We start from the raw sequence: 26,303 nt of genomic DNA, 5'->3' as shown, positions 1-26,303 counted from the left end.
CCGGACGTGCCCCGCATGCGGGTGACACGACGCGATGTGAGGGTGCAAAGGTGACCACTGCCAGCGAGACCGCCCCCGCCGCGCAGAGTGCCGCCGCGCCGCCCGTGCTCGATCCACGCCGCCGCAACATCGTCTTCGCCACGATCGTGCTGGGCATCCTGCTGGCCGCGCTGGACCAGACGATCGTGGGCACCGCGCTGCCGACGATCGTCTCGGACCTCGGGGGCGCCGCCCACATGTCGTGGGTGGTCACCGCCTATCTCCTCGCGGAGACCGTGGCGACGGTGCTGGTCGGCAAGTTCGGCGACCTGTTCGGGCGGAAGATCGTCTTCCAGCTGTCCGCGGTCATCTTCATCACCGGCTCGTTCCTCTGCGGGCTCGCGACGAACATGACGCTGCTGATCGTGTGGCGTGGCCTCCAGGGCATCGGCGCGGGCGGTCTGATGGTCACCTCGATGGCGCTCATCGCCGACGTCATCCCACTGCGCGACCGGGGCAAGTACCAGGGCGCGATCGGTGCCGTCTTCGGTGTGTCGACGGTGATCGGTCCCCTGCTCGGCGGGCTGTTCACCGACCATCTGACCTGGCGCTGGGCGTTCTACGTCAATGTGCCGATCGCGATCGTGGTGGTCATCGCGGCGGCCCGTACGATCCCGTCCGTGAAGGCGGCCGGGCGGCCGGTCATCGACTACCTGGGCATCGCGATGGTCACGGTCGGGGCCAGCGCCCTGATCCTGGCCACCAGCTGGGGCGGCAACGAATACGCCTGGGGCTCCGGCGTCATCATCGGCCTGTTCGTCCTCGGCATCGTGGCGCTCGCGCTGTTCTGCCTGGTCGAGTTCCGGGCGAAGGAGCCGATGCTGCCGATGCGGCTGTTCGGCAACCCCGTCTTCACGGTCTGCTCGATCCTCAGCTTCATCGTCGGGTTCGCGATGCTCGGCGCGATGATCTTCCTGCCGACGTACCTCCAGTACGTGGACGGCGACTCGGCGACCCTCTCGGGCGTGCGGACGCTGCCGATGGTCGTCGGTCTGCTCGCCGCGTCCATCTTCAGCGGCAACGTGGTCAGCAAGACCGGCCGCTACCGGATCTTCCCGATCATCGGCTCGCTGGTCATGGCGGTGGGCCTGTTCCTGCTCTCCCGGATGGGCCCGGACAGCGGGGTCTGGCTGGAATCGCTGTACATGCTGGTGCTCGGCATCGGCATCGGGCTCTCCATGCAGGTCCTGACCATCGCCGTGCAGAACACCGTGGACTACGCGGACCTGGGCACGGCGACCTCGGGCGTCACCTTCTTCCGTACGCTCGGCAGCTCCTTCGGCACCGCCGTCTTCGGCACGATCTACGCGAACGCCCTCGGACCGCACCTCAGGGACGGGATCACCGAGGCCGCGCGGGCGGGCGGCGACCCTGCCGTGCTGGCGAAGGCGTCGCAGAGCCCGGAGGGGCTGCACGCGCTGCCCGGCGCCCAGTCGGCGCCGCTGGCCCAGGCGTACGCGGACACGCTGCACACGGTGTTCCTGTGGACGGTGCCCGTGGCGCTGCTCGGGTTCGTCGTCGCGCTGTTCCTCAAGCAGGTGAAGCTGCGGGACACGGTGCGGGCGGGCTCGACGGACATGGGTGAGGGCTTCGCCTCGCCGAACACCCAGGACTCGGCCCGGCTGCTGGAGTTCTCGGTGGCCAAGGTGCTGCGGCGGGTGGACCCGGAGACGGCGCGGCGGATCGTCGTGGAGTCGGACACCCGGCTCGACATGGCGGGCGCCTGGGCGGTGATGCAGGTCGAGCTGTTCACGCGGATGGTCGGCCACGCGGGGCTCCGGCTGATCGCGTCGCGGCACCGGATTCCGCCGGAGGTCCTGGTGCCCGTCTTCGACCGCATGATCGAGGAGGGCTTCCTCACCGGGGACGGCCATCTGTTCCAGCACACCGCCGCCGGCAGCCGCGAGGCCCGGACCATCAACGACGCCTGGGCGCGCTGGCTCAACGACCAGCTCGGCGAGGACGGCGAGCGCCCGGACGACGCCCGGCTGCGCGCCGCGGTCGATGTGATCGCGAAGCGGCTGCTGGCGGAGGACCTGACGCAGGAGCTGGCTCCGGTGGCCCCGGCGGGCGCGCCCGTCTGAGCCCGGTCCCCGTCCTCAGTCCGCGAAGACCGCGGTCTCGTACACCCAGGCACCCTCGTGCCGGACGAAGCGGCTCTTCTCGTGCAGGGAGTCGGCGCGCCCGCCCACCGTGTAGTGGGCACGGAAGGTGACCGTGCCGGTGGTGTGGAAGGCGCTGCCCTCGGTGGTCTCCAGGACCTCCAGGCCCTGCCAGCGCTGCCCGGGGTCGAAGTCGAGGACGTCGGGGCGGTGGTCCGGGTGCCAGGTGCGCAGCAGGTACCCGGCGTCCCGGACGACGAAGGCGGCGTACCGCGACCGCATCAGCGCCTCGCACGTGGCCGCCGGGGCCCCCGCGTGCAGCCGGCCGCAGCACTCGGCGTAGGCGGCGGGCAGCCCGCAGGGGCACGGCGAAGCCGCGCTGATCTCCGGGAGGGGGGCGGTGCGGGGGCTCGCGGCGGACGGGCGCCGGGAGCGGGAGGTGCGTCGGGACATGGGTCCATTGTGACGTGCGCGGATGCGCGGGCCCGACGGAGGGCTTGTGGTGCGGCTCAGGTCAGCAGGAAGTCGGCCTGGCCGGCCTTGGCGCCCTGGATGAAGGCGGCGATCTCGTGGTGGGTGTAGATGAGGGCGGGGCCCTCGGGATCGGCGGACTGGCGCATGGCGATTCTCCCGTCGGCCAGTTTCATGGCCTCGACGCAGTTGCCGCCGTTGCCACCGCTCCAGGGCTTGTACCAGCCTTCGGAGCCGAGGTCAGCGGCGGGCATGCCGTTGTATATGGGTGTCATCACAGCTCCTTGCGGAAGTCCCGGAGGAGTTCCTTCGTGCGTTGTGCAGTCGCGGCCTGGGCCGCCATGCGGTCCATGACCTCGAGGTAGGAGGCCACCTCCGGTCGCGCGTCGAAGTAGACGGCCCCGGTCAGGTATTCGCTGTAGACCATGTCGGGCAGTTCGGGGACGGCGAACCGGAAGAGCACGAACGGTCCGTACGTCCCCGGGTGGTGCCCGGTGGAGAACTCCGCGATCTGCAGGGTGACGTTGGGCATCGTCGTCGCTTCCAGGAGCTTGTCCACCTGGGCGCGCATGATCTCGACGCTGCCCACCGGACGGCGCAGAACGGTTTCGTCCATCACCACCCACAGGCGTGGGGCGTCCGGTCGGGTCAGCAGGGACTGCCGTTCCATCCGCAGCGCCACATGGCGCTCGATGTCCTCCGGCCGGGTCTGGCCGACGGCTCCGGTGCGCATCACCGTCCGCGCGTAGTCCTCGGTCTGGAGCAGTCCGGGGACGAAGTGCGGCTCGTACATGCGCAGGAGGCTGGCGGCCCCCTCCAGGCTGACGTACATGCTGAACCAGTCCGGCAGCACGTCGTGGAACCGCTGCCACCAGCCCGGCCTGTTGGCCTCCTCGGCGAGCTCGACGAACGCGTCGTTCTCCGCGTCGGAGATCCCGTACGCCTTCAGCAGTGCCTGGACATAGGGGATCTTGAGCGCGACCTCGGCCGTCTCCATCCTGCGGACCGTCGCCGCGGTCACGCGCAGCACCTTGGCGGCCTGGTCCCGGCTCAGGCCGGCACCCTCCCGCAGTTCCTGCAGACGCTTGCCGAGAACGACCTGGCCCACGGTCGGGGCGGACCGCGGTTCACTCACTTCAGACCTCCCCCACGCGCTGTATTTGGGTGCAGTGTGCCATGCGTGTGCTGTCAAAGACACAGCCACTCTGGAATTTTCAGAGTGCCCCTTGCCAAGTGTTCGTGACAGGTAGAGAGTTGGGGTGCGAAACCAGTTGACCTGTCGCGCCCTCGGCCTTTTCGAAGATCGCGAAGCGTGACGCAGCCCCCACTGTGAGGATTCGGTCGTGGCACCTGGCAGTGCGCTCATCCCCCGGCTCGTGGAGACCGGCCCGGGGACCGAAGCGCTCCGGTACTGCTTCGCGCTGCCCGCGCATCCCGAATCGGTCGCCACCGCCCGGCGCCTGACGAAGGCCCGGCTCGGCGAGTGGCGCACCGGCGGCGACACCCTCGACGCCGCGGTCCTGATCGTGTCCGAACTGGTCACCAACGCGGTGGTGCACACCACCAGCGCACGGGTGCTGTGCGAACTGCGGTGCCTGGACGGCCGGCTGCGCGTCTCCGTGCAGGACCAGGGGCACCAGCCGGACGGACCACGCCTCGGCAGAGGCGCGGACGACGAGCACGGACGCGGCCTGCTGCTCGTCGACTCACTGGCCCGCTCCTGGGGCTCGCGCGACGCCGGGGACGGCTCGGGCCGCATCGTCTGGGCAGAACTGCCGCACGGCTCGGAGCACTCATGTTGAAGAACGCCATGAACCACTTCCTCGGACACCGCCGCTCCCGCGAGCCCGCCGGCGCCCCCGGCGGCCGGGTCCAGCTGCCGCTGCCCACCACCCTCTCGGCGAGCCTCGGCTACGACGCGGTCGGCGTCCCCGCGCGCCACGGCTTCCGCCTGATGTCCCATCTGCCGCGCACCGGCTGCGTCTTCGCGGACGGCGAGCGCTGGTGGTGGATCGTGCCGGCCGGCTCCGACCTCGACCTGGACTGGCCCGAGCAGGTGGCGTACGCGCGCGGGGCGTGCGTGCCCGCGGTACGCCCCCGGCTCATCCACCAGCCCGACAGCCGCACCCCCTACACCCCGCCCATCCCGCTGTTCCTGATGGTCTGCCAGGTGACGGGCGTGACGCCCTCCTGGACCCAGGCGTACGGTCCCCGGGCCGTCTCCGCTCCCTGATCCGGGCCCTGTCCCCGTCCGCTCCCCACCCCGGTCACCCTGCGTTGTCAGTGGTCGGTTCTACTGTGGAACCACTGATCGAAACCCGTGGAATACGGGGTCAACGGGTGTGAAGGGGGCGGGCCGGTGCGTGCTGTGGAGCCTTTCGAAGGCGGTGCGTCGCAGTCCGGGGAGACCAGGACGGCCGAGGACACGTTCGTCTTCCCGGACGGCTGGCGGCGCCTGGTCCATCCCCGGCGCGGGGGCGTCCCGAGGACACCGGCCCGGGTGAACGGAAAGCTGGTCGAGGCGGTCGCGGAGCGGACGGCCGAGGAGCACGCCTGGATCCAGGAGTATCTGGACGCGCCGCGCAGCGAGCCCGCCCTGGTCGCCGAGGTCCTGCGCCACTTGGACGGGGAGCCCTCCCCCGCCGGGGCCGCCGCGGTGGCGGCGATGGTCGGGATGTACGCCCCACCCGGGAACGCCTGGGCGGACAGCTGGGTGCAGCTCCACGGGCTGCCGTTCGCGGCCCGCGCCGCGGTGGAGCTGTTCATGATCGAGCCGCACTGGATGCAGAGCGGCGCCCGCCGCTACGACGCATGGCTGGAAAGGCTCTCCCGCGCCCGGGGCACCCGCTCGACCGAGCACCGCCGCCAGGCCGCCGACCGGGTCCGGTCCCTGCTCGCCGCCGCCGACGACGCGACGTACCGGGCCACCGTCGACGCGCTCTCGGCCTCCCGGACGGATACGCACCGGAGGATCGTCGCCGCCTATCTGGCGCCGAGCGAGGCGGACTGGGTCGCCGCCCTGTGCGCGGACCCGGAAGCGACCCGCGAGCGGGACGCCGGTCTCGTCTCCCTGATCCTCTGCACCCTCGGCTCACCGGACCAGGCGTCCCACTTCGCCCGGGTCCCCGGCTTCGACCGGAGCATGAACACGATCGCCACGGCCGCCGAGGGCATCGGCAACATGCTGGCCCCGCTCCTCGCCGAGGACCTGGAGAAGGGCTACTTCTACGGGGAGGCGCGGCGGCAGCTCGCCCAGGCGCTGTCCGAGTTCCCCACGGACGACGCCTTCCGCGCCCTGCTCGCCCTCGCGGAAAACAAGCAGGTCCGCCCGGCCCTCCTGGACGCGATGGACCGCTGTCCGGCCCGCGCGCTGCGGCTGCTCGCCGCGGACGCCGGCGACGGGACGGGAGCCCCGGCGGCCTCGGTGTCCGGCCTGCTCCGCACGCACATCGCGGGGCACCGCCCCCTGGTGGAGCGGGTGCTGCCGACGCTGGACGATGACCTCGCGGCCGTCGTGGAGCCCCTGCTGAACCCGGCCGGCCGCCTCGCGGACGCACCCGCCGACGCCCTGCCGGCCGTGCTCACCGCGCCACCGTGGACCCGGGAGCGCACCAGGGCGCGCCCCGTCACCGTCACCGGTCTGAAGCCGGACGACGGGAAGGCCGTCCTGTGGGAGGCCGGGGAGCGCGAGGCGTGGGCGGCCACCAGCAGCTGGTACACCCGGCGCGAGGCGGTGGACGACTGGGAGCAGACGCTCGGCTCGCTGCGTTACGGGCTCGACGCGGCGGACCTGCGCCCCGCCTGGGTCTACGTCCACGGGCCGAAGGAGCGGGTCGCGCCGCTGCTGGACGACTGGGACCCGGTCGATGTGTGGGAGGCCGCCGACACGCTGAAGCCGGTGGCCGCCCGCTTCGGCCTCGGCGCGCTGTCCCTGCTGCTGCGCGTCGTGCCGCGCCGCCCCAGCTCACTCGCCCCGCTGCTGATGCCGTACGTCGACGCGCGGGTCGCCCGGCTCATGGCCGACTGGGCGGTGCGCCTCAAGTCCACGGCCGCCGTCGCCCGTTCGTGGTTCGAGCGGCACGGCGTGCGGGCGGCGCCGCTGCTCGTGCCGGACGCGGTCGGCAGGGCCGGGGCCGCGCGGCGCGCCGCCGAGCAGGCGTTGCTGCTGATCGCCGGGGTGCACGGCGACGCCGTGGTGCGCGAGGCGGCCGAGGGGTACGGCGAGAAGGCGGCGGCCGCGCTGGCCGGGCTGCTGGCCGCGGATCCGCTGGAGCGGGCCCTGCCCACCGTCATGCCGGAGCTGCCGCAGTGGGCGGACCCGGTGCTGCTGCCGCAGCTCACGGTGGCGTCGGGCGGGGCACTGCCGGCGGATTCGGTCCGCCATCTGCTGACCATGCTCGCCCTGTCCGCGCCCGGTGAGCCGTACCCGGGGCTCGCCGAGGCGGTCCGGGCCGTGGACGCGGCCTCGGCGGCCGACTTCGCCTGGGCGCTCTTCGAGCAGTGGCGCGCCGCCCTCCTGCCCGCCAAGGAGACCTGGGCCCTGCATGCCCTGGGGCTGCTGGGCGACGACGGGACGGTGCTCCGGCTGACCCCGGTCATCCGCGCCTGGCCCGGCGAGAACGCCCATCACCGGGCGGTGGAGGGGCTCGACGTCCTGGCGGCGATCGGCAGCGACGCGGCGCTGCTCCAGCTGCACACCATCGCGCAGCGCGTGAAGTTCAAGGCCCTGAAGGCGCGGGCCACGGAGAAGATCGCCGAGGTGGCGGCAGGTCTCGGTCTGACGGGCGAACAGCTCTCGGACCGGCTGGTGCCGGACCTCGGGCTCGACGCGGACGGCTCCACGGTCGTGGACTACGGCAGCCGCACGTTCACCGTGGGCTTCGACGAGCAGCTGCGGCCCTACGTCCGGGACGGCGACGGCAAGCTCCGCAAGGACCTGCCGAAGCCGGGCGCGCGGGACGACGCGGAGCTGGCCCCGGCCGAGCGCAAGCGGTTCTCGGCCCTGAAGAAGGAGGTGCGGGCGATCGGCTCCGACCAGGTGCGCCGGCTGGAGGCCGCCATGGTGGCGGACCGCTCCTGGACGGCACGGGAGTTCACCGAGCTGTTCGTCGGCCACCCGCTGGTGTGGCACCTGGTGCGCCGGCTGGTGTGGCTGAGCGAGGCGGACGGGGTGACCACGGCGTTCCGGGTGGCGGACGACCGCGGTTTCGCCGCCGTGGGGGGCGAGGAGTTCGCCCTGCCCGAGGGAGCGACCGTGCGGCTCCCGCACCCGCTGCGGCTGGGCGAGGCGGTGACCGCCGCCTGGTCGGAGGTCTTCGCGGAGCACGCGATCGTACAGCCGTTCCCCCAGCTCGGTCGCCGGGTGTTCGCGCTGACCGAGGAGGAGGCCGCCGGTCACCGCCTGGGGCGCTTCGAGGGGATCAAGGTGCCCACGGGCAAGGTCCTCGGCCTGGAACGGTACGGCTGGCGACGCGGCAATCCCGAGGACAACGGGGTGGAGCGCTGGATCTCCAAGCCGCTGGGCGACGACTGCCACCTGGTGGTCGCCCTGGACGGGGGCATCGCGGTCGGCGCGGTCGAGGTCTACCCCGAGCAGACCCTGGAGACCGTGTGGCTCGACGTCGAACCGTCCGACTACTGGCACAGCCGCCCGCACGACCTGCGGTTCGACCGCCTGGACCCGGTGACCGCGTCCGAGCTGCTGGCCGACCTGACCGCGCTCACCGGGGCCGCCGTGTCATGACCCGGCGGCCCCCAGGTACGCCAGTCCCGGGTGCGCCTTCACATAGCCGTCCACCAGGCGGTGGGCGACGGAGACCGAGTCGACCAGGGGATGCAGGGCGAAGGCCCGGACCGCGTCCGCGCGGGATCCGCTCGCCGCCGCGTCCAGCACCGCGCGCTCGACGGCCTTCACCGAGGTGACCAGGCCCACCGCGTGGTAGGGCAGGGGGTCGACGGAGACGGGGCGGGCGCCGTTGGCGTCGACCAGGCAGGGGACCTCGATCACGGCGTCCTCGTCCAGCACCGACAGGGTGGACCGGTTGCGGACGTTGAGGATCAGGGTGGTGCGCTCGTCGCGGGCGATGGCCCGCATCAGGGCGAGGGCGACCTGTTCGTAGCCGCCGGATTCGAGGTCGCTCTCCTCGCGCTCGCCTGCCCCGGCGACGTCCCGGTTCTCCGACATGTAGGTGGCCTCGCGCTCCGCCCGGGTGCGGTCCCAGGTGGCCAGGGCGGGGGTCGCCGGGTCCTTCATCCGGCCGTAGAAGCCCTCCTGCTGCTCGCGGAGGAAGGCGCCCCGGGTCTGTGCCGCCTCCTGGTAGGCGCGGACCGCCTCGCGGTTGAAGTAGTAGTAGTGCAGGTATTCGTTGGGGATCGCGCCCAGCGAGCGCAGCCAGTCGGCGCCGAACAGCCGCCCCTCCTCGAAGGAGCCCAGCAGCCCGGGGTCGGCCAGCAGGCGCGGGAGTTCGTCGCGTCCGCCGACGTACAGCCCGCGCACCCAGCCGAGGTGGTTCAGCCCCACGTAGTCGACGCGGGCCAGGTCCGGGTCGGCGCCGAGGACCCGGGCGATACGGCGGCCGAGGCCGACGGGCGAGTCGCAGATGCCGATGACGCGGTCGCCGAGGTGCCGGGACATCGCCTCGGTGACGAGCCCGGCCGGGTTGGTGAAGTTGATGACCCAGGCGTCCGGGGCCAGCCGGGCGATGCGCCGGGCCAGGTCGACGGCGACGGGGACGGTGCGCAGCCCGTACGCGATGCCCCCGGCGCCGACCGTCTCCTGGCCGAGGACGCCCTCGTCGAGCGCGACGCGTTCGTCGGCGGCCCGGCCCGCGAGGCCGCCGACCCGGATCGCCGAGAAGACGAAGTCGGCGCCGCGCAGCGCCTCGTCCAGGTCCGTCGTGGCGCGGACGGCGGGTGCGTCCGGGATGGACCCGGCCTGCTCGGCGAGGACCCGGGCCACGGCGGTGAGCCGGTCGGAGTCCGTGTCGTAGAGGGTGACGGCCGTGACCCGGCCCTCGGCGTGGTCGGCGAGCAGCGCCCCGTACACGAGTGGAACCCGGAATCCGCCGCCGCCCAGAATTGTCAGCTTCACGCTTCCGCATGGTACGTGGGGCGGCCCGGTGGCGAGGGGCGTCGCCGCCCCGCTCCACCGGGCCGCCCCGGGACCGCTCCGATGTCAGTCGCCGTTCCACCAGCGGGTCACGACGCGCCAGAGGCGGGCGGGTCCGCCGGGCTTGCGCTGGCGCGGGACCCGGCCGGACAGCGCGTCCGCCGATCCGTCGACCGTCGCGGTCGCCCCGGCCGGGGCGGCGGCCGACGGCGCGTGGGCCCCGTCCAGGGGGGCCCGGACCGGGGTCGGGGCGGTGTGGCGTACGGCGGACTGGACCTCCCAGTCCTGGCGGGCCGCGTTGGGCCTGCCCATCGCCGGCGGCTCCCGGTCGTCCTGCGGGGAGCGGGGGGCGAATTCGGCGGGGAGGTCCACCAGGTGACGGCTCATGAAGTTGCCGACCCACTGCAGTTCGCGCTCGTCCACCGCGAGTTCGAGGTCGGGCAGCCGCATCAGGAGGGCGTCCACGCCGACGTCCGCGATGGCGCGGCCGATGTCCTGTCCGGGGCACTCGTGGGGGCCGCCGCTGAACGCCAGGTGCGAGCGGTTGCCCTCCATGTTGGCGGTCAGGTCGGGGCGGACCACGGGGTCGGTGTTGGCCGGTGCGATGCCGACGATCAGGGCGTCGCCCGCCTTGATGTGCTTCCCGCCCAGTTCGGTGTCGCCGACGGCCCAGCGGCCGAAGACGGCGGTGAACGGGGGCTCGTCCCACAGGGTCTGCTCGACCGCCTCGGGGACGGTCATGTGGCCGCCGCTGAGCCGGGCCCGGAAGCGCGGGTCGGTGAGGACCATGCGCAGCACGTTGGCGATCAGGTTGGCGGTGGCCTCGTAGGACGCGATCAGGATGAGCCGCAGGTGCTCGGCGACCTCCTGGTCGTTCATGTTCGCGGGGTGCTCGACCAGCCAGGTCGCGAAGTCGTCGGCCGGTTCGCGGCGGCGGCGCTCGACCAGGCGGGTGAGCGCTCCCACCACGTAGGCGTTGCTCTGGACGGCGGTGGCGGTGCCCTTGATCATGTCGCGGGCCGCCTCGACCATCCGGTCGTTGTACTCCTCCGGCATGCCGAGGATGGCGCACATGACCATCATGGGCAGCCGTTCGGCGAACTCCGCGACGAGGTCGGTGCGGCCCTCCCGGCAGAAGCCGTTGACGAGCCGGTTGCTGTACCGGTTGACGTGGCGCCGCACGCCGCGCGTGTCGATGCGGGCCATGGAGTCGGTGACGGCGCCGCGCTGGCGTTCGTGGGTGGCGCCGTCGGCGAAGACGCAGATCGGCTGCCAGGTGAAGATCGGCGCCAGCGGGTGGTCGGGGGCGACACTGCCGTCCTGCAGGGCCCGCCAGCGGCGCGAGTCGCGGGAGAACTGCGAGGGCGTACGGGTCATGTGCATGTTCTCGCTGTGGCCGAGGACCAGCCAGGCGGGCACGTCGCCGTGCAGCAGGACCGGGGCCACCGTGCCGTGTTCGGCGCGCAGTTTCTCGTACAGGCCGTGCGGGTCCTGCTCGGCCTCGGGGCCGTAGAGCCGGCGCAGGCCGCCGGGGCCGACGCTCATGCCGTGGGCCGGGCACTCGGGGGGCGGGACCTGGCCGTGCTCGTAGGGGAAGGGGCTTGTCACGATCGCTCCAGGGGTCGGGCCGCGGGGGCCGGACGGTCGGGGGCGCGGTGGGGACGCGCGGAACGGGTGCGGAAGGGGTGCGGGGTCAGCCGATCGGGAGGGCGAGGCCGTGCAGATAGCGCATCAGGGTCATCAGCACATCGCGGCTGGAGCCGCGCAGCCGGGCGTCGCAGTCGATCATCGGGACCTCCTCCGAGAGGTCCAGGGCGCCGCGCAGCGCCTCGACGGGGTACTTCGGCGCCTCGGGGAAGGTGTTGATGGCGACGACGAACGGCACCCCTCGCTCCTCCAGGCGCCCGATGACGTCGAAGCTGGTTTCTAGGCGGCGGGTGTCGATGAGGACGACGGCGCCGAGGGCGCCCTCGAACAGGCCGTTCCAGAGGAACCAGAAACGTTCCTGGCCGGGGGTGCCGAAGAGGTAGAGGACCAGCTCCTCGCTGATGCTGATCCGGCCGAAGTCCATGGCGACGGTGGTGGCGGTCTTGCTCTCCACGCCGTAGTTGTCGTCCACGCCGACGCCGTCCTGCGTCATCGTCTCTTCGGTGGTCAGGGGCCGGATCTCGCTGACCGAGCCGACCATGGTCGTCTTGCCGACCCCGAACCCGCCGACGATCACGACCTTCACCGCGGCGGTGGCCGTGGTGGGCAGGACGTCCTCGCTGCGGGGGCCCGTGATCGTGTCAGAGTTTCTGAAGTCCATGCATCACCGCTTCGAGGAGGGACCGGTCCGGGAGGGTCGCGCGGACGATCGGCGCGCGCGATTCGATCAGACCGGTGGCGAGGAGTTCGGTGAGGAGCGAGGTCACCACGCTGAACGGCAGGCTGAGATAGGCGGAGAGTTCGGCGACCGATAACGGGGCCTGGCAGAGCCGGAGGATCACGGCCTGTTCGGGCTGGACCGTCGGGGACGGCTCCGACTTCGAGACAATCATCGTGACCAGGTCGAGCGCTGCCCGCTCGCTGCCGTCGGGATCGCCGGTGATGACGTAGAGCCTCTCCGGATCGCTCAGCGCCGGGTCGGCCTTGCGGCGTTCTCGTCGGGGAGAATTCATCCGGCCTGCCCGTCGTGGCGGGGCGGGCTCGTGAGGTGGCCGCCGATGCGTACGACCATGTCGCGCATCCGCGCCCCGACGTGCCCGGCGTCCACCGTCTCTCCGGCGAGCACCGCGAGGTAGGCGCCCGCGCCCGCCGCCATCAGATAGAAGAAGCCGCCGGTGACCTCGATGACGACGAGCCTCATCCGGCCGTCGCTGTACGGGATCTCGGAGGCGACGGCCGCCGCCAGACTCTGCAGACCGGCGCAGGCCGCCGCCAGCCGGTCGGCGACGTCGGGGTCGCCGCCGTGCTGGGCGATGCGCAGTCCGTCGGCGGAGAGCACGACGATCTGGTGGATGTCCGGGACGTCGTCGGCGAGTTCCTTGAGCATCCAGTCCATGTTGCCCCGCTGCTGGATCACCGTTGATCTCCCTTGTCCCACGCGTCGTCAGAGTCTTCGTCCGCCCTGGGCTCCTGGGGCACGCCGTTGGCGGCCTTGGTGAACGCCTCCAGCCAGATACCGGGGGGCGGTTCCTTGCTGTTGTCCTGGCCGTAGCTGTGGCCGTGGCCGTTGGTGCGGCCGGCGGTGGGGTCGGCGGCCTGTGCGGGGAGGTTGTGCGAGCCGAGCGGGGCGCGGCCGCGGCTGCGGCGCTGCGGGAGTCCGCCGGAGGTCCACTCGGTCACGATGGGCACGTCGTCCTGCATGGCTACGGCCGGGGTGGGCGGGGCGGCCGGGCGGGGCTCGGAGACCACCGGGCCGGTCGCCGGGCGCGCGGCGACGGGGCTGGGCTTGCGGCGCTTGCCGCGGGGCGGCACGACGTGCTTCATGTCGGCGAGGTCGATGTCGCTGGTGGGCCGCGAGGTGGCGCCGATGCCGTGGGCGATGCCGGGGGCCGGGCCGGTGGTGATCATGGCGCGGGGCACGATGAGCACGGCGCGCACGCCGCCGTACGCGGACTGGCGCAGCGAGACCTGGAGGTCGTACATCCGGGCGAGGCGGCCGACGACGGCCATGCCGAGGCGCGGGGACTCTCCGAGGTCGTTCATGCTGGACCCGGCCTGGGCCCTGGCGAGCATGTTCTCGGCGCGGGCGCGGGCCTCCTCGCTGAGGCTGACTCCGCCGTCCTCGATCTCGATGGCGATGCCGGTCTGCACCTCGACCGCGGTGACGTGCACCCGGGTCTGCGGCGGCGAGTAGCGGGTGGCGTTGTCGAGGAGTTCGGCGCAGGCGTGGATGAGCGGTTCGACCGCGGTGCCGATGATGGCGACCTTGGCGATCGAGTGCAGATCGATGCGCGGGTACTCCAGGATGCGCGACATGGCACCGCGCAACACGCTGAACAGCGGTACGGGCTTGGGCCACTGGCGGCTGGGGCGGGCGCCGCCGAGGACCGCGATGGAGTCGGCGAGGCGGCCGATCAGGGCGGTGCCGTGGTCGATGCGGAGCAGGTCGTCGAAGACGTCGGGGTTGCGCCCGTGGTGCTCCTCCATCTCCCGCAGCTCACTGGCCTGGCGGTGGACGATCGCCTGGACGCGGCGGGCGACGTTGACGAAGGCGCGCTGCGCGGAGTCCCGGGTCGCCTCCTCGTTGTCGATGATGTCGAGCACCGTGTAGACGAGGGAGCGCTGGGAGTCGGGCAGGTGGCGGTAGACCGGGTCGGAGTCCACCACGTCGCGCAGCACCTCGTCGGGCGAATTGCCCACGCGCAGACGGTGGATCGCGGACGGCAGCAGCTCCTTGCTGATGCGGACGGTCTCTTCGTCGTGGTCGGCGATGCGCCGTTCCAGGGCGGTGACGCGCTGTTGGTACTCGGCGTTGCGGCGGCGGATCGTCCGGCCGCGCCGCGCGATCTCCACGGCGAGCGTGGCGACCACGACGGTGGCGAATGCTCCGCACCAGACGACTGGTATCCGCGCGGGCTCGGCAACCAGCGCCGCCGCGGCGGCGGTTGCTCCCGCCATCAGGACGACGGGAAGCAACAGGGCGCGGGCGACGGGGGCTTCCCTGCCGGCCGGCGGTGATTCAACACGGGCCATCTGAACCTCTGGCGGTTGATTCGGGATGTATTCCGGAGATTCGGCGCTTGCCTGAACATAGAGAACAAGCGCGCGAATTCATCTCAACTCGGCTTCACTGCGCGTGAGCTTAGTCAGATCGAATCAGCGCTTTCGCACATTCCTCCAACCCCCTGCGCGAGCGCTCCCGCGGTAGTACGCTCACGAGTTTTTGCACGCACCGCCTTCAGGCGTGTGCGGGGAGTGACGGGGCGGAGGAATGAGGAAGAATCGCCCCGCGAAGCCATGCAGGGGCACATATGAACGAAGGTGCTCGTATGGGTGATGCCTAGCGACGGGCGCCGCCGATGCGGCCCTCCAGCTGTACGAGCAGCTCGCTGAGCTGGGCGCTCAGCCGGTCGCGGGACTCGGGGTCGAGGCCGGAGAGCACCGCGCGTTCGTACGCCAGCTGCCGGGGCAGCAGCCCGTCGACCAGGTCGCGGCCCTCGTCGGTGAGGCGGACGTAGGCGACCCTGCGGTCGCGCTCGTCGCCGCGCCGGGCGATCAGGCCGCGCTCCTGGAGGACGCGCAGCCGTTTGGTGACGGCGGCACCGGAGGAGAAGGTCTCCCGGGCCAGTTCGCCGGGGGTCAGTTCGCGGTCGGTACGGCGTACGGCCCCGAGGAGGTCGAACTCCGGGCGGGTCAGCCCGGCCGCCCGCAGCGGGGCGTCCTCGGCCTGCTGGAGCAGCGCGGAGCAGCGGTTGATCCGGCCGATGAGCTCCATGGGCCCGGTGTCGAGTTCCGGGTTCACGGCCTGCCACTGCCGGACCACCGAGGCGACGATGTCGTCGGTCACACCGCTCCGTTCTCCTGGGCGGGGGCGCTCCACCCCTGCCGTTCCGCTGTCGCCGCGAGCGTACGGTGTCCGGCCTGCTCGGCGGCGAGCACCGCCTCCCGGGCCAGGGCGGGCTGCCACCACTCGCCGGCCGCGGTGTCGTCCGCCTCGCGCAGCTCGACCAGTGTGCCGGTGAGCCGTCGGCGGGCGGCGTCCAGGGCGGCGGGCGCGGGCTCCGGCGCGGCGAGGGTCCGCACGGCGTGGGCGCGGGCGCGTTCGGCGTCGGCCAGCGCGCGCTCGACGCGGCCGGTGGCGCGGCGGTTGGTGACCAGGACGGCGGCGAGGAAGCCGACGGCGGCGCCGATCACGGTGTCGAGGACCCGGTCGCCGATCAGCTCGCCGGCCGGGTGGCTGCCCGCGTACTCCAGGACGAGGAGGGCCATCGGCGTCACCGCGACGGAGCCGAGCCAGTAGTTGCGGGTGATCAGCGCCTCGGCCGCGAAGGCGAAGAGGAGGCAGAAGCCGATGAGGGCGAGCGGGGTGGCGCGGGCGGCCGGGAGGACGGCGGCGAAGACCAGGACGCCGATGAGGTTGCCGAGGGTGCGCTGGAGCGTCCGGTTCCAGGAGAGCGTGACGTTGGCCTGGTAGAGGGAGGCGGCGGTGACGAGCGCCCAGTACGGACGGCCGACGCCCACCGCCGAGCAGACGTACCCGGCCAGGGCGCAGCCGACGAGCGTGCGGGCGGCGACCGGGAGGAGCGGGGAGCCGGGGGCGAGGCCGCGCAGCAGCGTACGGAACGAGCCGCTGCGGGCGGTGCGTTCGGCGTCGAGCCCGAAGAGTTCGGCGCCCGTGCCGGGGGCGGGCGGCGGGGTGGGGACGGGGCCCCGGGCACGGGTGAGCCGGGCCCACTCGCGGAGCCGGGCGGCGTCGGCGGGGTCGGGGGTGCCCGCGAGGACCGAGGTCTCCGCGTGGACGACGAGGCGTTCGAGGGCGCGGCGGGCCGGGGTGGGGCGCCCGGCGGCGAGGAGGGTCTGCCAGGCGGCGTGCACGGCGGCGACGGCGGCGCGGCGGGTGGCGTGGCCCGGGTCGGCGGCGTGCGCGGCGGCGGCGTTGAGGGCGCGGGCGGTGGCGCGGCGTTCGGGGCCGTCGCGGCGGACGAGCGCGGGGGCGACGACGGCGACGAGCCAGGCGACGGCGCCCGCGCCGAGAGTGAGGGCGAGGTGGCCGGGGACCTGGGCGAGCGTCTGCGGGACGAAGAGGGCGGCGGAGCTCACGAAGGTGAAGATCACCGGTCCGGGCGGGCCGATCCGGGTCGCGTCGCAGAGCAGCTTCTGCCCGGCGGCCAGGAGCGCGCCGACCGCGATGAGCACGGCGGTGGAGGTGGTGAGCGAGGCGACGACGAGGGAGGTGCCGAGGCCGGCGGTCATACCGAGGACGACCCCGGCGACGGTGCCGGCGCGACGGGCATACGGGAGGTTGTGGCCGTACAGCGCGCAGAGCGAGCCGGCCATCGTGTACATCACCAGGTCGAGCCGGCCGAGGGCGAGGAGCACCAGGTTGGGTATCGCGGTGGCCACGACGACGCTGGTGGCGGGCTTGAACCACATGTCGGACGGCCGGTTCAGGCGCAGCGGGCCGGTCAGCGGGAGTCTGCGGACGGTGGGCCTGGCGGACCTGATGGTTGTATCGCTCACTCATTTACTTTAACAGGTATTACACAAGTAAAACACCTGGATCGAAACCGGTCCCGGGACACAGCGTCCCCGGAGTCAGCCCCCGGACACAGCACCGCCCGCGCTCCTCAACGAGGGGCGCGGGCGGTCGGGCGTACGGGGCCGGGCTCAGCCGAGGCCGCGGGCGTCCTGCTTGAGGGCGGTGTCCACGGTCAGGGCCGTCGCCACCACGAGGCTCAGCAGCGGCTCGGGCAGCTGGTAGTGGATCTGGAGCACGTAGTTGTCCGCCGTCGTGAACAGCGTCTTCGCGAGCCCCTCCCAGGTCTTGGTGATCCGGGCGATCTCCTGGTCGTTGTGGTCCACGATCGCGAAGTTCCAGGCGCGCCAGTTCTCGGCCTTGATCGCACCGATCTGCTGCCCGCCGGCCATGATCGCGAAGTTGATCTTGCCGATGGCGTTCTGCTGGACGATCTCGCCGACCGGCTGACCGTCGGGGCGCTCCACGACGACGCGGGACTTGATGAACTTCGCGGGGCGGGTCAGCAGCAGCTGCGGCTGGCCGTACGCGTCGCGGATCTCCAGCCGGTGGGTGAGGTACTGGTCGATGCTGGTCAGGAACCGCAGCACCTTGCGCAGGGCGCCCTGGCCGACCTGAACAACCGAGCCGATGGTGTTGCCGTGCTGGTCGAAGACGCTGTACTCGTTCGTCACCTCGATCAGCTTGGCCTTCTGGTTCACGACCAGGACCTGCTGGTTGAAGAGCGAGCCGCCGGGGGCGCCGCCCTGCGGGTGCTGCGGGGCACCCTGCTGCGGGACGGCCGCGGGCTGCTGCGGCACCTGGGCCTGCGGCTGCTGCGGCGGCGTCGGCTGCTGCTGCGCGGGAGCCTGGGCCGGGGCCTGGCCGTCCGCGGAGTGGGTGTGCTCCGTCCACTGGGAACCGTCCCAGTAGCGCAGCAGCTGAGGGGCGCCGTGCGGATCCGGATACCAGCCCGCAGATACGTTCGAGTGCGTGGTCACCGGGGCACACTATCTCGCCATGGCCGAAATCGGTCCTGCCGCCCGTGGATCCACAGCTTCACCGCTTCCTCCGGCGCACTGCTTGAATCTTCAACGCACCGCGTACGATGTGCGGGATGAACAGGGTGAGCAAGGGGGCGGAGCGGCTGCGCGGCACCGGTGCGCCGGTCGTGCTCGCCTGGCTGTTCGTCCTGGTCGCGCTCGTCTCGTGCTGTGCGCCCCAGTCCGTACGCCCCCACTCCTCCCCCGAGTACGCCCCCGCCTCGGCCCTCGCGAAGCTGACCGACCTCACGGTGGTCCGGGTCGTGGTGGCCGACACCCCCCGCGACCGGGGCGTGGGGGATTCCTGCCACGACGCCTCGGATCATGCGCCGCCCGTCGTGCTGCGCGCCCAGCCGGGCCCGGCGGCGGTCCCCTCGGCGACCGTGGCGCTGCTCCCGCACCGCCCTCTGACCGGCGGCGCGTCCATCCGGGGGCCCTCCAACGACGCGGTCGGCCAGGTCGACCCCCTGCGCCTCCAGGTTCAGCGGACCTAGGACGGCCGGGGATGCCCCGTACCCGTTCCCGGGTGCGGCGGCTCCCCCTGCCGTACGCACTCCGCCTCACGATCCGCTGAACCGAAGGACCTCTCATGGCCACCGCCAACAAGCAGAACAACGCCTCCGCCGCCCGTCGCGCCAAGCTGGAGGAGGCCCGCCGCCAGGAGCGGGCCCGTGAGCGCCGCTCCCGCATCATCACGCTCTCCGTCGGCGTGCTGGTGGTCGCCGGGCTCGTCGTCGGGGGCGGCTACCTGATGAACGCGGCCGATGAGCAGGACAAGGCCGAGGCCCAGGCCAAGACCTCGCCCGTCACCGGCGAGAAGAGCTGGGACAAGCTCACGCAGAACCATGTGGAGAAGTCGGTCGACTACCCGATGAACCCGCCGGTCGGCGGCGACCACAACCCGGTCTGGATGAACTGCGACGGTGACGTCTACACCCAGGCCATACCGAAGGAGAACGCCGTCCACTCCCTTGAGCACGGCGCGGTGTGGGTCACGTACACCAGCAAGGCGAAGCCCGCCGACATCAAGAAGCTGAACGAGCGGGTGGCGGACACGCCGTACTCGCTGATGAGCCCGGTCGAGGACCAGGCGGCGCCGCTGATGCTCAGCGCCTGGGGGAAGCAGCTCACGGTGAAGAGCGCCACGGACGCCCGCGTCGCGCAGTTCTTCACGAAGTACGTGCAGGGCCCGCAGACCCCGGAGCCGGGCGCCGCCTGCACCGGCGGGATCGCCAAGTGACGGCCGCGCCGCGCACCTCGCGGCCCCTGGTGCTGGCCGGCGGCGCGGTGCTGCTGCTGGCGCTCGCGCTGATCGCGCTGACGCTCGTACGCCCTTCGACGTCGGCGCCCGCGGCGGCGGCCTCCGCCTCCGCACCGGCCGAGTCCTCGGCGGACGTGGGGTTCGCGCGCGACATGGCGGTCCACCACCAGCAGGCGGTCGAGATGGCGTTCATCGTCCGGGACCGCACCGCGGACGAGGCGGTGCGACGGCTGGCATTCGACATCATCAACACCCAGGCCAACCAGCGCGGCATGCTGCTCGGCTGGCTGGAGATGTGGGGCCGGGCGAAGAGCTCCCCCGGGCCGCCCATGGCGTGGATGGGGCACACCTTCACCCCGCGCGGTGACGGCGCGCTGATGCCCGGCATGGCCACCGACGCCGAACTCGACAAGCTGCGGGCGGCCAAGGGCAGGGACGCCGAGATCCTCTTCCTGAAGCTGATGACCGCGCACCACAAGTCCGGCGCCGAGATGGCTCAGGCGGCGGCCTCCGCGGCGAAGACCGAGGAGATCCGGAATCTGGCGTCGGGCATGGCCCTGGCCCAGAAGTCGGAGATCGCGCTCATGGCGGACATGCTCAAGGAGCGCGGGGCGTCCGCGTCCTGAGGCGTGCCGGGGCCGGATGACCCCGGCCCCGGCACGCCCGTACTGGCGTACGGAATCGCATAGGCTCGGGACCGATATGAAGAGCAACCTCACACCGCTGGGGCCCAAGGCCGACAAGGACACCGTCCGGCGCAGCAATCTGAGCCTCGTGCTGCGGGCCGTCCGCGACGAGGGCGAGGGCGAGGCGACCCGGGCCGGGGTCGCCGCGCGCGTGGGACTGACCCGGGCCGCCGTGTCCTCGCTGGTCGAGCAGCTGCTCGAAACCGGGTTCCTGACCGAGTCCGGCAAGACGTTCAGCGGGCAGGCCGGCCGCCCCGGGACCGCGCTCAAGACGGCGCGCACCGGGCCGGCCGGGCTCGGGGTCGAGGTCAACATCGACTACGTGTCGGTGTGCGTGGTCGACCTCGCCGGGACCGGCCGGGTCCGCCTCACCGAGCACCTGGACAACCGGGGCACCCCGCCCGCCGAGGTGCTGGCCAGGGCGGCCGGGATCGCCGCGCGCACCCTGGACTCGGCGCGGGAGCAGGAGCTGTATCCGGTCGGCGTGGCCCTGGCGCTGCCGGGCCTGGTCTCGGGCGGCGCGGTGCGCCAGGCGCCGAACCTGGGCTGGAACCAGGTCCCGGCCGAGGAGCTGTTCGCCGCCGCGCTGGCCTCGGAGCACCCGGGCCACCAGGAGCTGCCGGTCCGCTCGGAGAACGAGGCGAATCTGGCGGCTCTGGCCGAGCTGTGGTTCGGCGGCCTGGAGCGCATCCGCAGCTTCCTCTACCTGACCGGCGAGATCGGCGTGGGCGGTGCGCTGGTCATCGACGGCGAGCTGCTGCGCGGGGCGCACGGCTTCGCCGGGGAGATCGGCCATGTGGTGGTGGACCCGAGCGGTCCGCAGTGCCGGTGCGGTTCGCGCGGCTGCCTGGAGCAGTACGCGGGACAGGCGGCGCTGCTGCGGGCGGCCGGGGTCGACGGGGGTGGCGGGCTCGGGGTCGCGGAGCTGGAGAAGCGGGTGCGGGCGGGCGACGAGCGGGCGGTCGGCGCGGTGGCGGAGGCCGGGCGGATGCTGGGCCGGGTGCTGTCGGGGGCGGTCAATCTGCTGGACCCGGACGCGGTGGTGCTCGGCGGGATCTACCGGAACCTGATGCCCTGGCTGGCCGCTCCGGCGGACGAGGAGCTGACGGGCCGCGTGGTGTCCGGGCTCTGGGCGCCCGGTGCGGGCCGGCTGCGCGCGTCGTCGGTCGCGGGGGACGCGGCGCGGGGTGCGGCGGCGCTGGTGATGACGGATGTGCTGGCCGACCCGGTGGCGTACGCGCGTCCGGCACCGGCCTGAGACGTACACAAGGGAGAGGGGGCGGACGCGCTGTGCGTCCGCCCCCTCTCCCCTTGCCCGTGTGTCAGCGGACGCCGAGCAGGTGGTCCATCGCCAGCTGGTCCAGGGCCTCGAAGGCCATGCCGCGCTCGGCCGCCGCGTCCACGTCGAACTCCTCGAACGCGGAACGGTCGGCGAGCAGTCCGGCCACGCCGTCCTCGGCGGTGCGCTGGGCCAGCTCGTCCAGGCGGGAGGCGCGCAGGGCGTCCTGGACGGCCGGGTCGGCGCGGAAGGCGGCGGCGCGCTCCTTGAGGATGAGGTAGTTGCGCATGCAGCCGGCGGCGGACGCCCAGACGCCGTCGTAGTCCTCGGTGCGCGGCGGCTTGAAGTCGAAGTGGCGCGGACCGGCGTAGTCGGAGTTCTCCAGGAGGTCGACCAGCCAGAACGCCTGGCGCAGGTCACCGGCGCCGAAGCGGAGGTCCTGGTCGTACTTGATGCCGGACTGGCCGTTGAGGTCGATGTGGAAGAGCTTGCCCGCCCACAGGGCCTGGGCGATGCCGTGCGGGAAGTTCAGCCCGGCCATCTGCTCGTGCCCGACCTCGGGGTTGACGCCGACCATCTCGGGGCGCTCCAGGCGCTCGATGAAGGCGAGGGCGTGGCCGATGGTGGGGAGGAGGATGTCGCCGCGGGGCTCGTTCGGCTTGGGCTCGATGGCGAACTTCAGGTCGTAGCCCTGCTCGGTGACGTAGTCGCCCAGGAGGTCGAAGGCCTCCTTCATGCGGTCGAGCGCGACGCGGATGTCCTTGGCGGCGCCGGACTCGGAGCCCTCCCGGCCGCCCCAGGCGACGTAGGTGGTGGCGCCCAGCTCGACGGCCAGGTCGATGTTGCGCAGGGTCTTGCGCAGGGCGTAGCGGCGGACGTCGCGGTCGTTGGCGGTGAACGCGCCGTCCTTGAAGACGGGGTGCGTGAAGAGGTTCGTCGTGGCCATGGGGACGACGAGACCGGCCGCGTCGAGCGCCTGGCGGAAGCGCTTGACGATGCCCTCGCGCTCGGTGTCCGAGGAGCCGAAGGGGATCAGGTCGTCGTCGTGGAAGGTGACGCCGTACGCGCCCAGCTCGGCGAGGCGCTGGACGGAGTCGACCGGGTCGATCGCGGCGCGCGTCGCGTCACCGAAGGGGTCGCGGCCCTGCCAGCCCACGGTCCACAGGCCGAAGGTGAACTTGTCCTCGGGGGTCGGTGCGAAGCGTTCCGTCATGGTGGTGCCGCCTTCGGGGCCGTGGGTCCGCAGCCGGTCGGGCGGCCGAACCTCAATTTGTTCACTGTCATGACTAATCATGCACGGGCAGCCCGGGCGGCGTAAAGCCCCTGGAGCGGAGACGTCCGCGCACCGCCGTCGCGAACCCGGAACGGGGCCTGTTCCGGACGGGTTCGATCACGTAATTTGTTTTGCGTACGATCAAATACATCAGCGAATGAGGTCAGCCATGCCGCCGCATACCGTCGTCATCGGTGTGGACAGCTCCACCCAGTCCACCAAGGCGGCGTTCACCGACACCGCCACCGGCCGGCTGCTCGCCGTCGGCCGCGCCCCGCACGTGGTCACCGGCGAGGGCGGTGCGCGCGAGAGCGACCCCGAGGTCTGGTGGCAGGCCCTGTGCGACGCAGTCGCGGCCGGGCTGAAGGAGTCCGGGACCGCCCCGGCGGACGTGATCGGCATCGCGGTCGCCGGCCAGCAGCACGGCATGGTCGTCCTGGACGCCGAGGGCCGTCCGCTGCGCCCGGCCCTGCTGTGGAACGACACCCGGTCCGCCCCGCAGGCCGCCGCGCTCACCGCCGCACTCGGCGGACCGGACGCCTGGACCGCGCGCACCGGTTCCGTCCCGGTGGCCGCGATGACCGCGTCGAAGTGGCAGTGGCTGCGGGAGAACGAGCCGGAGACCGCCGGGGCGGCCGCCGCCGTGCGCCTCCCGCACGACTTCCTGACCGAGCGGCTGTCCGGCCGGGCCGTCACCGACCCGGGCGACGCCTCGGGCACCTGCTGGTACTCCACCGCGACCGGCGCCTACGACCCGGAGCTGCTGGAGCTCATCGGCCTCGACCCGGCGCTGCTCCCCGAGGTGGCGCCGAGCGGCGGGGCACGCGTCGGTTCGCTGACGGACGCGGCCGCCGAGGCGCTGGGGCTGCCCGCCGGGATCGCCGTCGCGGCGGGCACCGGGGACAACATGAGCGCCGCCGTCGGGCTGGGCCTGGGCGGTGCGGGGCTCCTCGACCACCCGGTGCTGAGCCTGGGCACCTCGGGCACGGTCTTCGCGGCGTCCCGGACCCGGCCGGGGTCGGCGGCGCTCTCCGGTTTCGCGGCGGCGGACGGCACGTATCTGCCGCTGGCCTGCACCCTCAACTGCACGCTCGCCGTGGACAAGGTGGCCGCCCTGCTGGGCCTGGACCGCAATGACGCCGTGCCCGGCGGCGAGGCGGTGCTGCTGCCGTACCTGGACGGGGAGCGCACCCCGGACCTGCCGACGGCGGCCGGTCTCCTCACCGGACTGCGGCACGACACGACCCCGCAGCAACTGCTCGGCGCCGCCTACGAGGGCGCGGTGGTGACCGTGCTGCGGGCGCTCGACGAGCTGTCGCGGGCCTGCGGTCTCGACCCGGCGGACCCCGAGGTGGTGGCCCGTCCGCTGCGGCTGATCGGCGGCGGGGCGCAGGGACGCGTGTGGGTGGAGACCGTACGACGGCTGTCCGGGCGGCCGGTGATCGTGCCGGGGGCCGGGGAGCTGGTGGCGCTCGGGGCGGCGGCGCTCGCCGCTTCGGCGGCGACGGGGGCGGACCCGGTCGCGGTCGCGGCGGGCTGGGACACCGGTGAGGACGTGCTCCTGGAGGCGGTGGAACGGGATCTGACGGCGTGGAAGCGGGTCGGCTCCGTACTGGAAAGGGCGGCCGGGCCGCTGCTCGGCGGGGACCGCGACGGCTGACCGGCCGTCAAGGGCCGCTGTGCGCCCGCACGGCGGCCACCAGCCGTTTTGGATAGCGAACTGATGTTCACTACTATCCGGCGATGATCATAAGAAGAAGGCTGACGGTCGGGGTGGGCATCCTGCTCGCCACCCTGACCGCCGGGCTCGGCTCGGCGCTGCCCGCATCGGCCGACGAAACCCCCACCCAAGCCTCCCCCAAGGTCGAACTGGTCCTGGACGTCAGCGGTTCCATGCGGACCCGCGACATCGACGGCCAGTCCCGGATGAGCGCGGCGAAGCAGGCGTTCAACGAGGTGCTGGACGCGGTGCCGGAGCAGGTGCAGCTCGGCATCCGCACCCTCGGCGCCGACTATCCGGGCGACGACCGCAAGGTGGGCTGCAAGGACACCAAGCAGCTGTACCCGGTCGGCCCGCTGGACCGCACCGAGGCGAAGACCGCCGTGGCCACGCTCGCCCCCACCGGCTGGACCCCGATCGGCCCCGCGCTGCTGGGCGCCGCCGACGATCTGGAGGGCGGCGACTCCACCCGCCGGATCGTGCTGATCAGCGACGGCGAGGACACCTGCGGCCCGCTCGACCCGTGCGAGGTCGCCCGCGACATCGCGGCGCGCGGCATCCACCTGGTCATCGACACGCTGGGCCTGGTGCCCAACGCGAAGATCCGCCAGCAGCTGACCTGCATCGCCGAGGCCACCGGCGGCACCTACACGGCCGTCCAGCACACCGACGAACTGTCCGGCCGAGTGAAGCAGTTGGTGGACCGGGCGGCGGAGCCCGTGGTCACCCCGGTCGCCACGAAGGGCACCGACAGCTGCACGGACGCACCCGAGCTGAAGCCGGGCCTCTACACCGACCGCGAGAAGTTCGCCGAGCACCGCTGGTACAAGGTCGAGGTGAAGCCCGGTCAGGAACTGCGCGCCTCGGTCAGCGTGTTCGCCGACCGCGCCGTCAACAACGACTACGGGATGCTGCTGCGCGCGGTGACCACGCACGGCCGTGAGATCGTCCGGGGCTCCGAGTCCGGGACCGGGCGCACCGACGCCATCTCGTCCGGGCTGCGCTACCCGAAGCCCGAGCAGGACGAGGACGAGCAGACCCCGGAGACCGTGTGCCTCCAGGTCAGCAACTCGTTCTCGGCCCCGGCCTCGGTGAAGACCACCCCCGGCATGCCTCTGGAGCTGACCGTCGACGTGGTGGACGCGCCCGACGAGGCGGCGGACGTCGCCGCCTTCGGTCTGGGCCACGGCTGGTGGCTGCTGGGCCTGCTCACCCTGACCGGATTGATCGTGGGTCTGCTCTTCGGCTGGATCTCACGCTGGCGCATCGCTGTCTGGAGGACCCGCTGATGTCCCGTACGAGACGTGTGCTCGCGGGCGCGCTGCTGACCGGCCTGGCCGTGCTGACCGGGGCGGGCGCCGCCGCGGCCGACGACCCGTCGCCGAGCCCCAGCGCCTCCGGTGACGGCTCCGGCCCCACGGAGGCCGGCACCACCTTCCGGACCGCCACGGCCCTCCAGCAGGGCGAGACCGCCACCGCCGGGGCCTCGACCGGCGACTACCTGTACTGGGTCTTCCCGGCCGACGCCGGGCAGCGCGCCACGGTGACGGCGAAGGTCACGCTGCCCGAGAGCGCCGCCCGGCACGGGGCGCAGACCTGGCAGGTCGATGTGTACGACGGGCTGCGCCGCCGCCAGGCGTGCATGTACGGCAAGCAGACCGGCACCGCCGCGGCCGACGCCGCCACGGTCGAGCTGACCTGTGTGCTGCGTACCGTCCGCGCCAACGCCGAGCAGTGGGCCAACGACCCGCTGCCGGGCAGCTACTACGTCCGCCTCACGGTCGTGGACCTGGCGCAGGCGGACCTCGGTCTGCCGGTGCACACCGAGGTGAAGGTCGGCTCGAAGGACCAGGGCGGGTCCGCCGACGTGGACGGCGGCCTGTCGAAGCCGCTGGTCCCGGGGGTCTCCTCGGCCGAGCAGGCTTCGGACGACGCGGACGGCACCGACGCCTCCGCCCAGCCGGTCGCGTCGGCCGGTGAGCCCGAGGACGGCTGGTCCTCCGGCTGGTGGACCAGCCGCTGGCTGTGGACGGCCGGTGGCGGACTGCTCGCCGCCCTCGCGGGCGTCTTCGGCTACACGGTGACCCGGGGCCGGGGCCGCCCGACCCACGTGCCGCCGGGCGCCTGACGGTGTGCCCGTCGCCGGACCGGTCCCTGCT

Annotated in this window: 24 protein-coding genes; 11 read left to right on the top strand and 13 right to left on the bottom strand. The window is 72.8% G+C overall.

Annotated features, from left to right (window positions below; all coding sequences use genetic code 11):
* Positions 1-50: 50 nt before the first annotated feature.
* Entirely contained in the window at positions 51-2,123 is a 2,073-nt protein-coding gene (locus AMK18_RS04195) for an MDR family MFS transporter (protein WP_073861676.1), read from the top strand.
* 15 nt (positions 2,124-2,138) lie between these two features.
* Here AMK18_RS04195 and AMK18_RS04190 read toward each other — a convergent pair whose 3' ends face one another.
* From AMK18_RS04190 to AMK18_RS04180, 3 genes are read right to left on the bottom strand one after another with little or no spacing between them, the layout of a single operon-like run.
* Positions 2,139-2,594 (bottom strand): YchJ family protein, encoded by a 456-nt coding sequence (locus tag AMK18_RS04190; RefSeq protein WP_018100224.1) that lies wholly within the window; start codon positions 2,592-2,594, stop codon positions 2,139-2,141.
* 56 nt (positions 2,595-2,650) lie between these two features.
* Complete coding sequence (locus AMK18_RS04185; RefSeq protein ID WP_018100225.1) at positions 2,651-2,887, bottom strand: DUF397 domain-containing protein; 237 nt, start codon at positions 2,885-2,887, stop codon at positions 2,651-2,653.
* Positions 2,887-3,747, bottom strand: coding sequence for a helix-turn-helix domain-containing protein (locus AMK18_RS04180; RefSeq protein WP_018100226.1), 861 nt, complete (start codon positions 3,745-3,747; stop codon positions 2,887-2,889). Before AMK18_RS04180 ends, AMK18_RS04185 begins: the two co-directional genes overlap by 1 nt.
* Positions 3,748-3,955: 208 nt before the next feature.
* On the opposite strand from AMK18_RS04180, the gene AMK18_RS04175 reads away from it, so the two are divergent.
* The 3 genes from AMK18_RS04175 to AMK18_RS04165 all read left to right on the top strand — a co-directional run bounded on the left by AMK18_RS04175 (position 3,956) and on the right by AMK18_RS04165 (position 8,355).
* Entirely contained in the window at positions 3,956-4,414 is a 459-nt protein-coding gene (locus AMK18_RS04175; RefSeq protein ID WP_073861675.1) for an ATP-binding protein, read from the top strand.
* Positions 4,408-4,845, top strand: a complete 438-nt coding sequence (locus AMK18_RS04170) for a hypothetical protein (protein ID WP_026171152.1) — start codon at positions 4,408-4,410, stop codon at positions 4,843-4,845. Before AMK18_RS04175 ends, AMK18_RS04170 begins: the two co-directional genes overlap by 7 nt.
* A gap of 135 nt (positions 4,846-4,980) precedes the next feature.
* Positions 4,981-8,355, top strand: coding sequence for a DUF4132 domain-containing protein (locus AMK18_RS04165; protein ID WP_073861674.1), 3,375 nt, complete (start codon positions 4,981-4,983; stop codon positions 8,353-8,355).
* Here the strand turns inward: AMK18_RS04165 and AMK18_RS04160 are convergent.
* The 9 genes from AMK18_RS04160 to AMK18_RS04120 form a co-directional block, all read right to left on the bottom strand.
* Positions 8,350-9,702 carry a 6-phospho-beta-glucosidase gene (locus AMK18_RS04160; RefSeq protein WP_073861673.1) on the bottom strand — a complete coding sequence of 451 codons (1,353 nt, stop codon included), beginning with the start codon at positions 9,700-9,702 and terminating at the stop codon, positions 8,350-8,352. The two genes, AMK18_RS04165 and AMK18_RS04160, sit on opposite strands and share 6 nt — an antisense overlap.
* Before the next feature lie 84 nt (positions 9,703-9,786).
* On the bottom strand, positions 9,787-11,328 hold the full coding sequence (locus tag AMK18_RS04155) for a cytochrome P450 (RefSeq protein WP_018100231.1): 1,542 nt from the start codon (positions 11,326-11,328) through the stop codon (positions 9,787-9,789).
* 85 nt (positions 11,329-11,413) lie between these two features.
* Positions 11,414-12,028: a GTP-binding protein gene (locus AMK18_RS04150; RefSeq protein ID WP_018100232.1), complete on the bottom strand. Its 615-nt coding sequence runs from the start codon at positions 12,026-12,028 to the stop codon at positions 11,414-11,416.
* Positions 12,009-12,380 carry a DUF742 domain-containing protein gene (locus tag AMK18_RS04145; protein WP_018100233.1) on the bottom strand — a complete coding sequence of 124 codons (372 nt, stop codon included), beginning with the start codon at positions 12,378-12,380 and terminating at the stop codon, positions 12,009-12,011. Before AMK18_RS04145 ends, AMK18_RS04150 begins: the two co-directional genes overlap by 20 nt.
* On the bottom strand, positions 12,377-12,784 hold the full coding sequence (locus tag AMK18_RS04140) for a roadblock/LC7 domain-containing protein (RefSeq protein ID WP_018100234.1): 408 nt from the start codon (positions 12,782-12,784) through the stop codon (positions 12,377-12,379). Before AMK18_RS04140 ends, AMK18_RS04145 begins: the two co-directional genes overlap by 4 nt.
* Positions 12,781-14,400: a sensor histidine kinase gene (locus tag AMK18_RS04135; RefSeq protein ID WP_026171154.1), complete on the bottom strand. Its 1,620-nt coding sequence runs from the start codon at positions 14,398-14,400 to the stop codon at positions 12,781-12,783. Before AMK18_RS04135 ends, AMK18_RS04140 begins: the two co-directional genes overlap by 4 nt.
* Positions 14,401-14,707: 307 nt before the next feature.
* On the bottom strand, positions 14,708-15,214 hold the full coding sequence (locus tag AMK18_RS04130; protein ID WP_018100236.1) for a MarR family winged helix-turn-helix transcriptional regulator: 507 nt from the start codon (positions 15,212-15,214) through the stop codon (positions 14,708-14,710).
* Positions 15,211-16,887 carry an FUSC family protein gene (locus tag AMK18_RS04125; RefSeq protein ID WP_073861672.1) on the bottom strand — a complete coding sequence of 559 codons (1,677 nt, stop codon included), beginning with the start codon at positions 16,885-16,887 and terminating at the stop codon, positions 15,211-15,213. Before AMK18_RS04125 ends, AMK18_RS04130 begins: the two co-directional genes overlap by 4 nt.
* Positions 16,888-17,034: 147 nt before the next feature.
* Positions 17,035-17,883, bottom strand: coding sequence for a phospholipid scramblase-related protein (locus AMK18_RS04120; protein ID WP_018100238.1), 849 nt, complete (start codon positions 17,881-17,883; stop codon positions 17,035-17,037).
* A 116-nt stretch (positions 17,884-17,999) separates the two neighbouring features.
* Here AMK18_RS04120 and AMK18_RS04115 point away from each other — a divergent pair, with 116 nt between their 5' ends.
* The 4 genes from AMK18_RS04115 (at position 18,000) to AMK18_RS04100 (ending at position 21,130) form a co-directional block, all read left to right on the top strand.
* A complete protein-coding gene (locus AMK18_RS04115; RefSeq protein WP_073861671.1) occupies positions 18,000-18,419 on the top strand; it encodes a hypothetical protein in 420 nt (139 codons plus the stop codon).
* Positions 18,420-18,514: 95 nt separating this feature from the next.
* Positions 18,515-19,165, top strand: coding sequence for a DUF3105 domain-containing protein (locus AMK18_RS04110; protein ID WP_073861670.1), 651 nt, complete (start codon positions 18,515-18,517; stop codon positions 19,163-19,165).
* Entirely contained in the window at positions 19,162-19,812 is a 651-nt protein-coding gene (locus tag AMK18_RS04105; protein WP_018100241.1) for a DUF305 domain-containing protein, read from the top strand. Before AMK18_RS04110 ends, AMK18_RS04105 begins: the two co-directional genes overlap by 4 nt.
* Before the next feature lie 76 nt (positions 19,813-19,888).
* Positions 19,889-21,130: an ROK family protein gene (locus AMK18_RS04100; protein ID WP_018100242.1), complete on the top strand. Its 1,242-nt coding sequence runs from the start codon at positions 19,889-19,891 to the stop codon at positions 21,128-21,130.
* A 64-nt stretch (positions 21,131-21,194) separates the two neighbouring features.
* Here the strand turns inward: AMK18_RS04100 and xylA are convergent, their stop codons facing one another.
* Positions 21,195-22,364 carry a xylose isomerase gene (gene xylA / locus AMK18_RS04095; protein ID WP_018100243.1) on the bottom strand — a complete coding sequence of 390 codons (1,170 nt, stop codon included), beginning with the start codon at positions 22,362-22,364 and terminating at the stop codon, positions 21,195-21,197.
* A gap of 229 nt (positions 22,365-22,593) precedes the next feature.
* On the opposite strand from xylA, the gene xylB reads away from it, so the two are divergent.
* The 3 genes from xylB to AMK18_RS04080 all read left to right on the top strand — a co-directional run bounded on the left by xylB (position 22,594) and on the right by AMK18_RS04080 (position 26,272).
* Positions 22,594-24,084, top strand: a complete 1,491-nt coding sequence (xylB, locus tag AMK18_RS04090) for a xylulokinase (RefSeq protein ID WP_073861669.1) — start codon at positions 22,594-22,596, stop codon at positions 24,082-24,084.
* An 83-nt stretch (positions 24,085-24,167) separates the two neighbouring features.
* A complete protein-coding gene (locus AMK18_RS04085; RefSeq protein WP_158071798.1) occupies positions 24,168-25,433 on the top strand; it encodes a VWA domain-containing protein in 1,266 nt (421 codons plus the stop codon).
* The gene (locus tag AMK18_RS04080; protein WP_073861667.1) at positions 25,433-26,272 is read left to right on the top strand and encodes a hypothetical protein; all 840 of its coding nucleotides are present in this window, start codon (positions 25,433-25,435) and stop codon (positions 26,270-26,272) included. Before AMK18_RS04085 ends, AMK18_RS04080 begins: the two co-directional genes overlap by 1 nt.
* Positions 26,273-26,303: the final 31 nt, after the last annotated feature.

This window comes from Streptomyces sp. CB01249 (genome assembly GCF_001905735.1).
Classification (GTDB): domain Bacteria; phylum Actinomycetota; class Actinomycetes; order Streptomycetales; family Streptomycetaceae; genus Streptomyces.
Note: the sequence above shows the minus strand (reverse complement) of the source record. Positions and strands in the feature narration are given on the sequence as shown.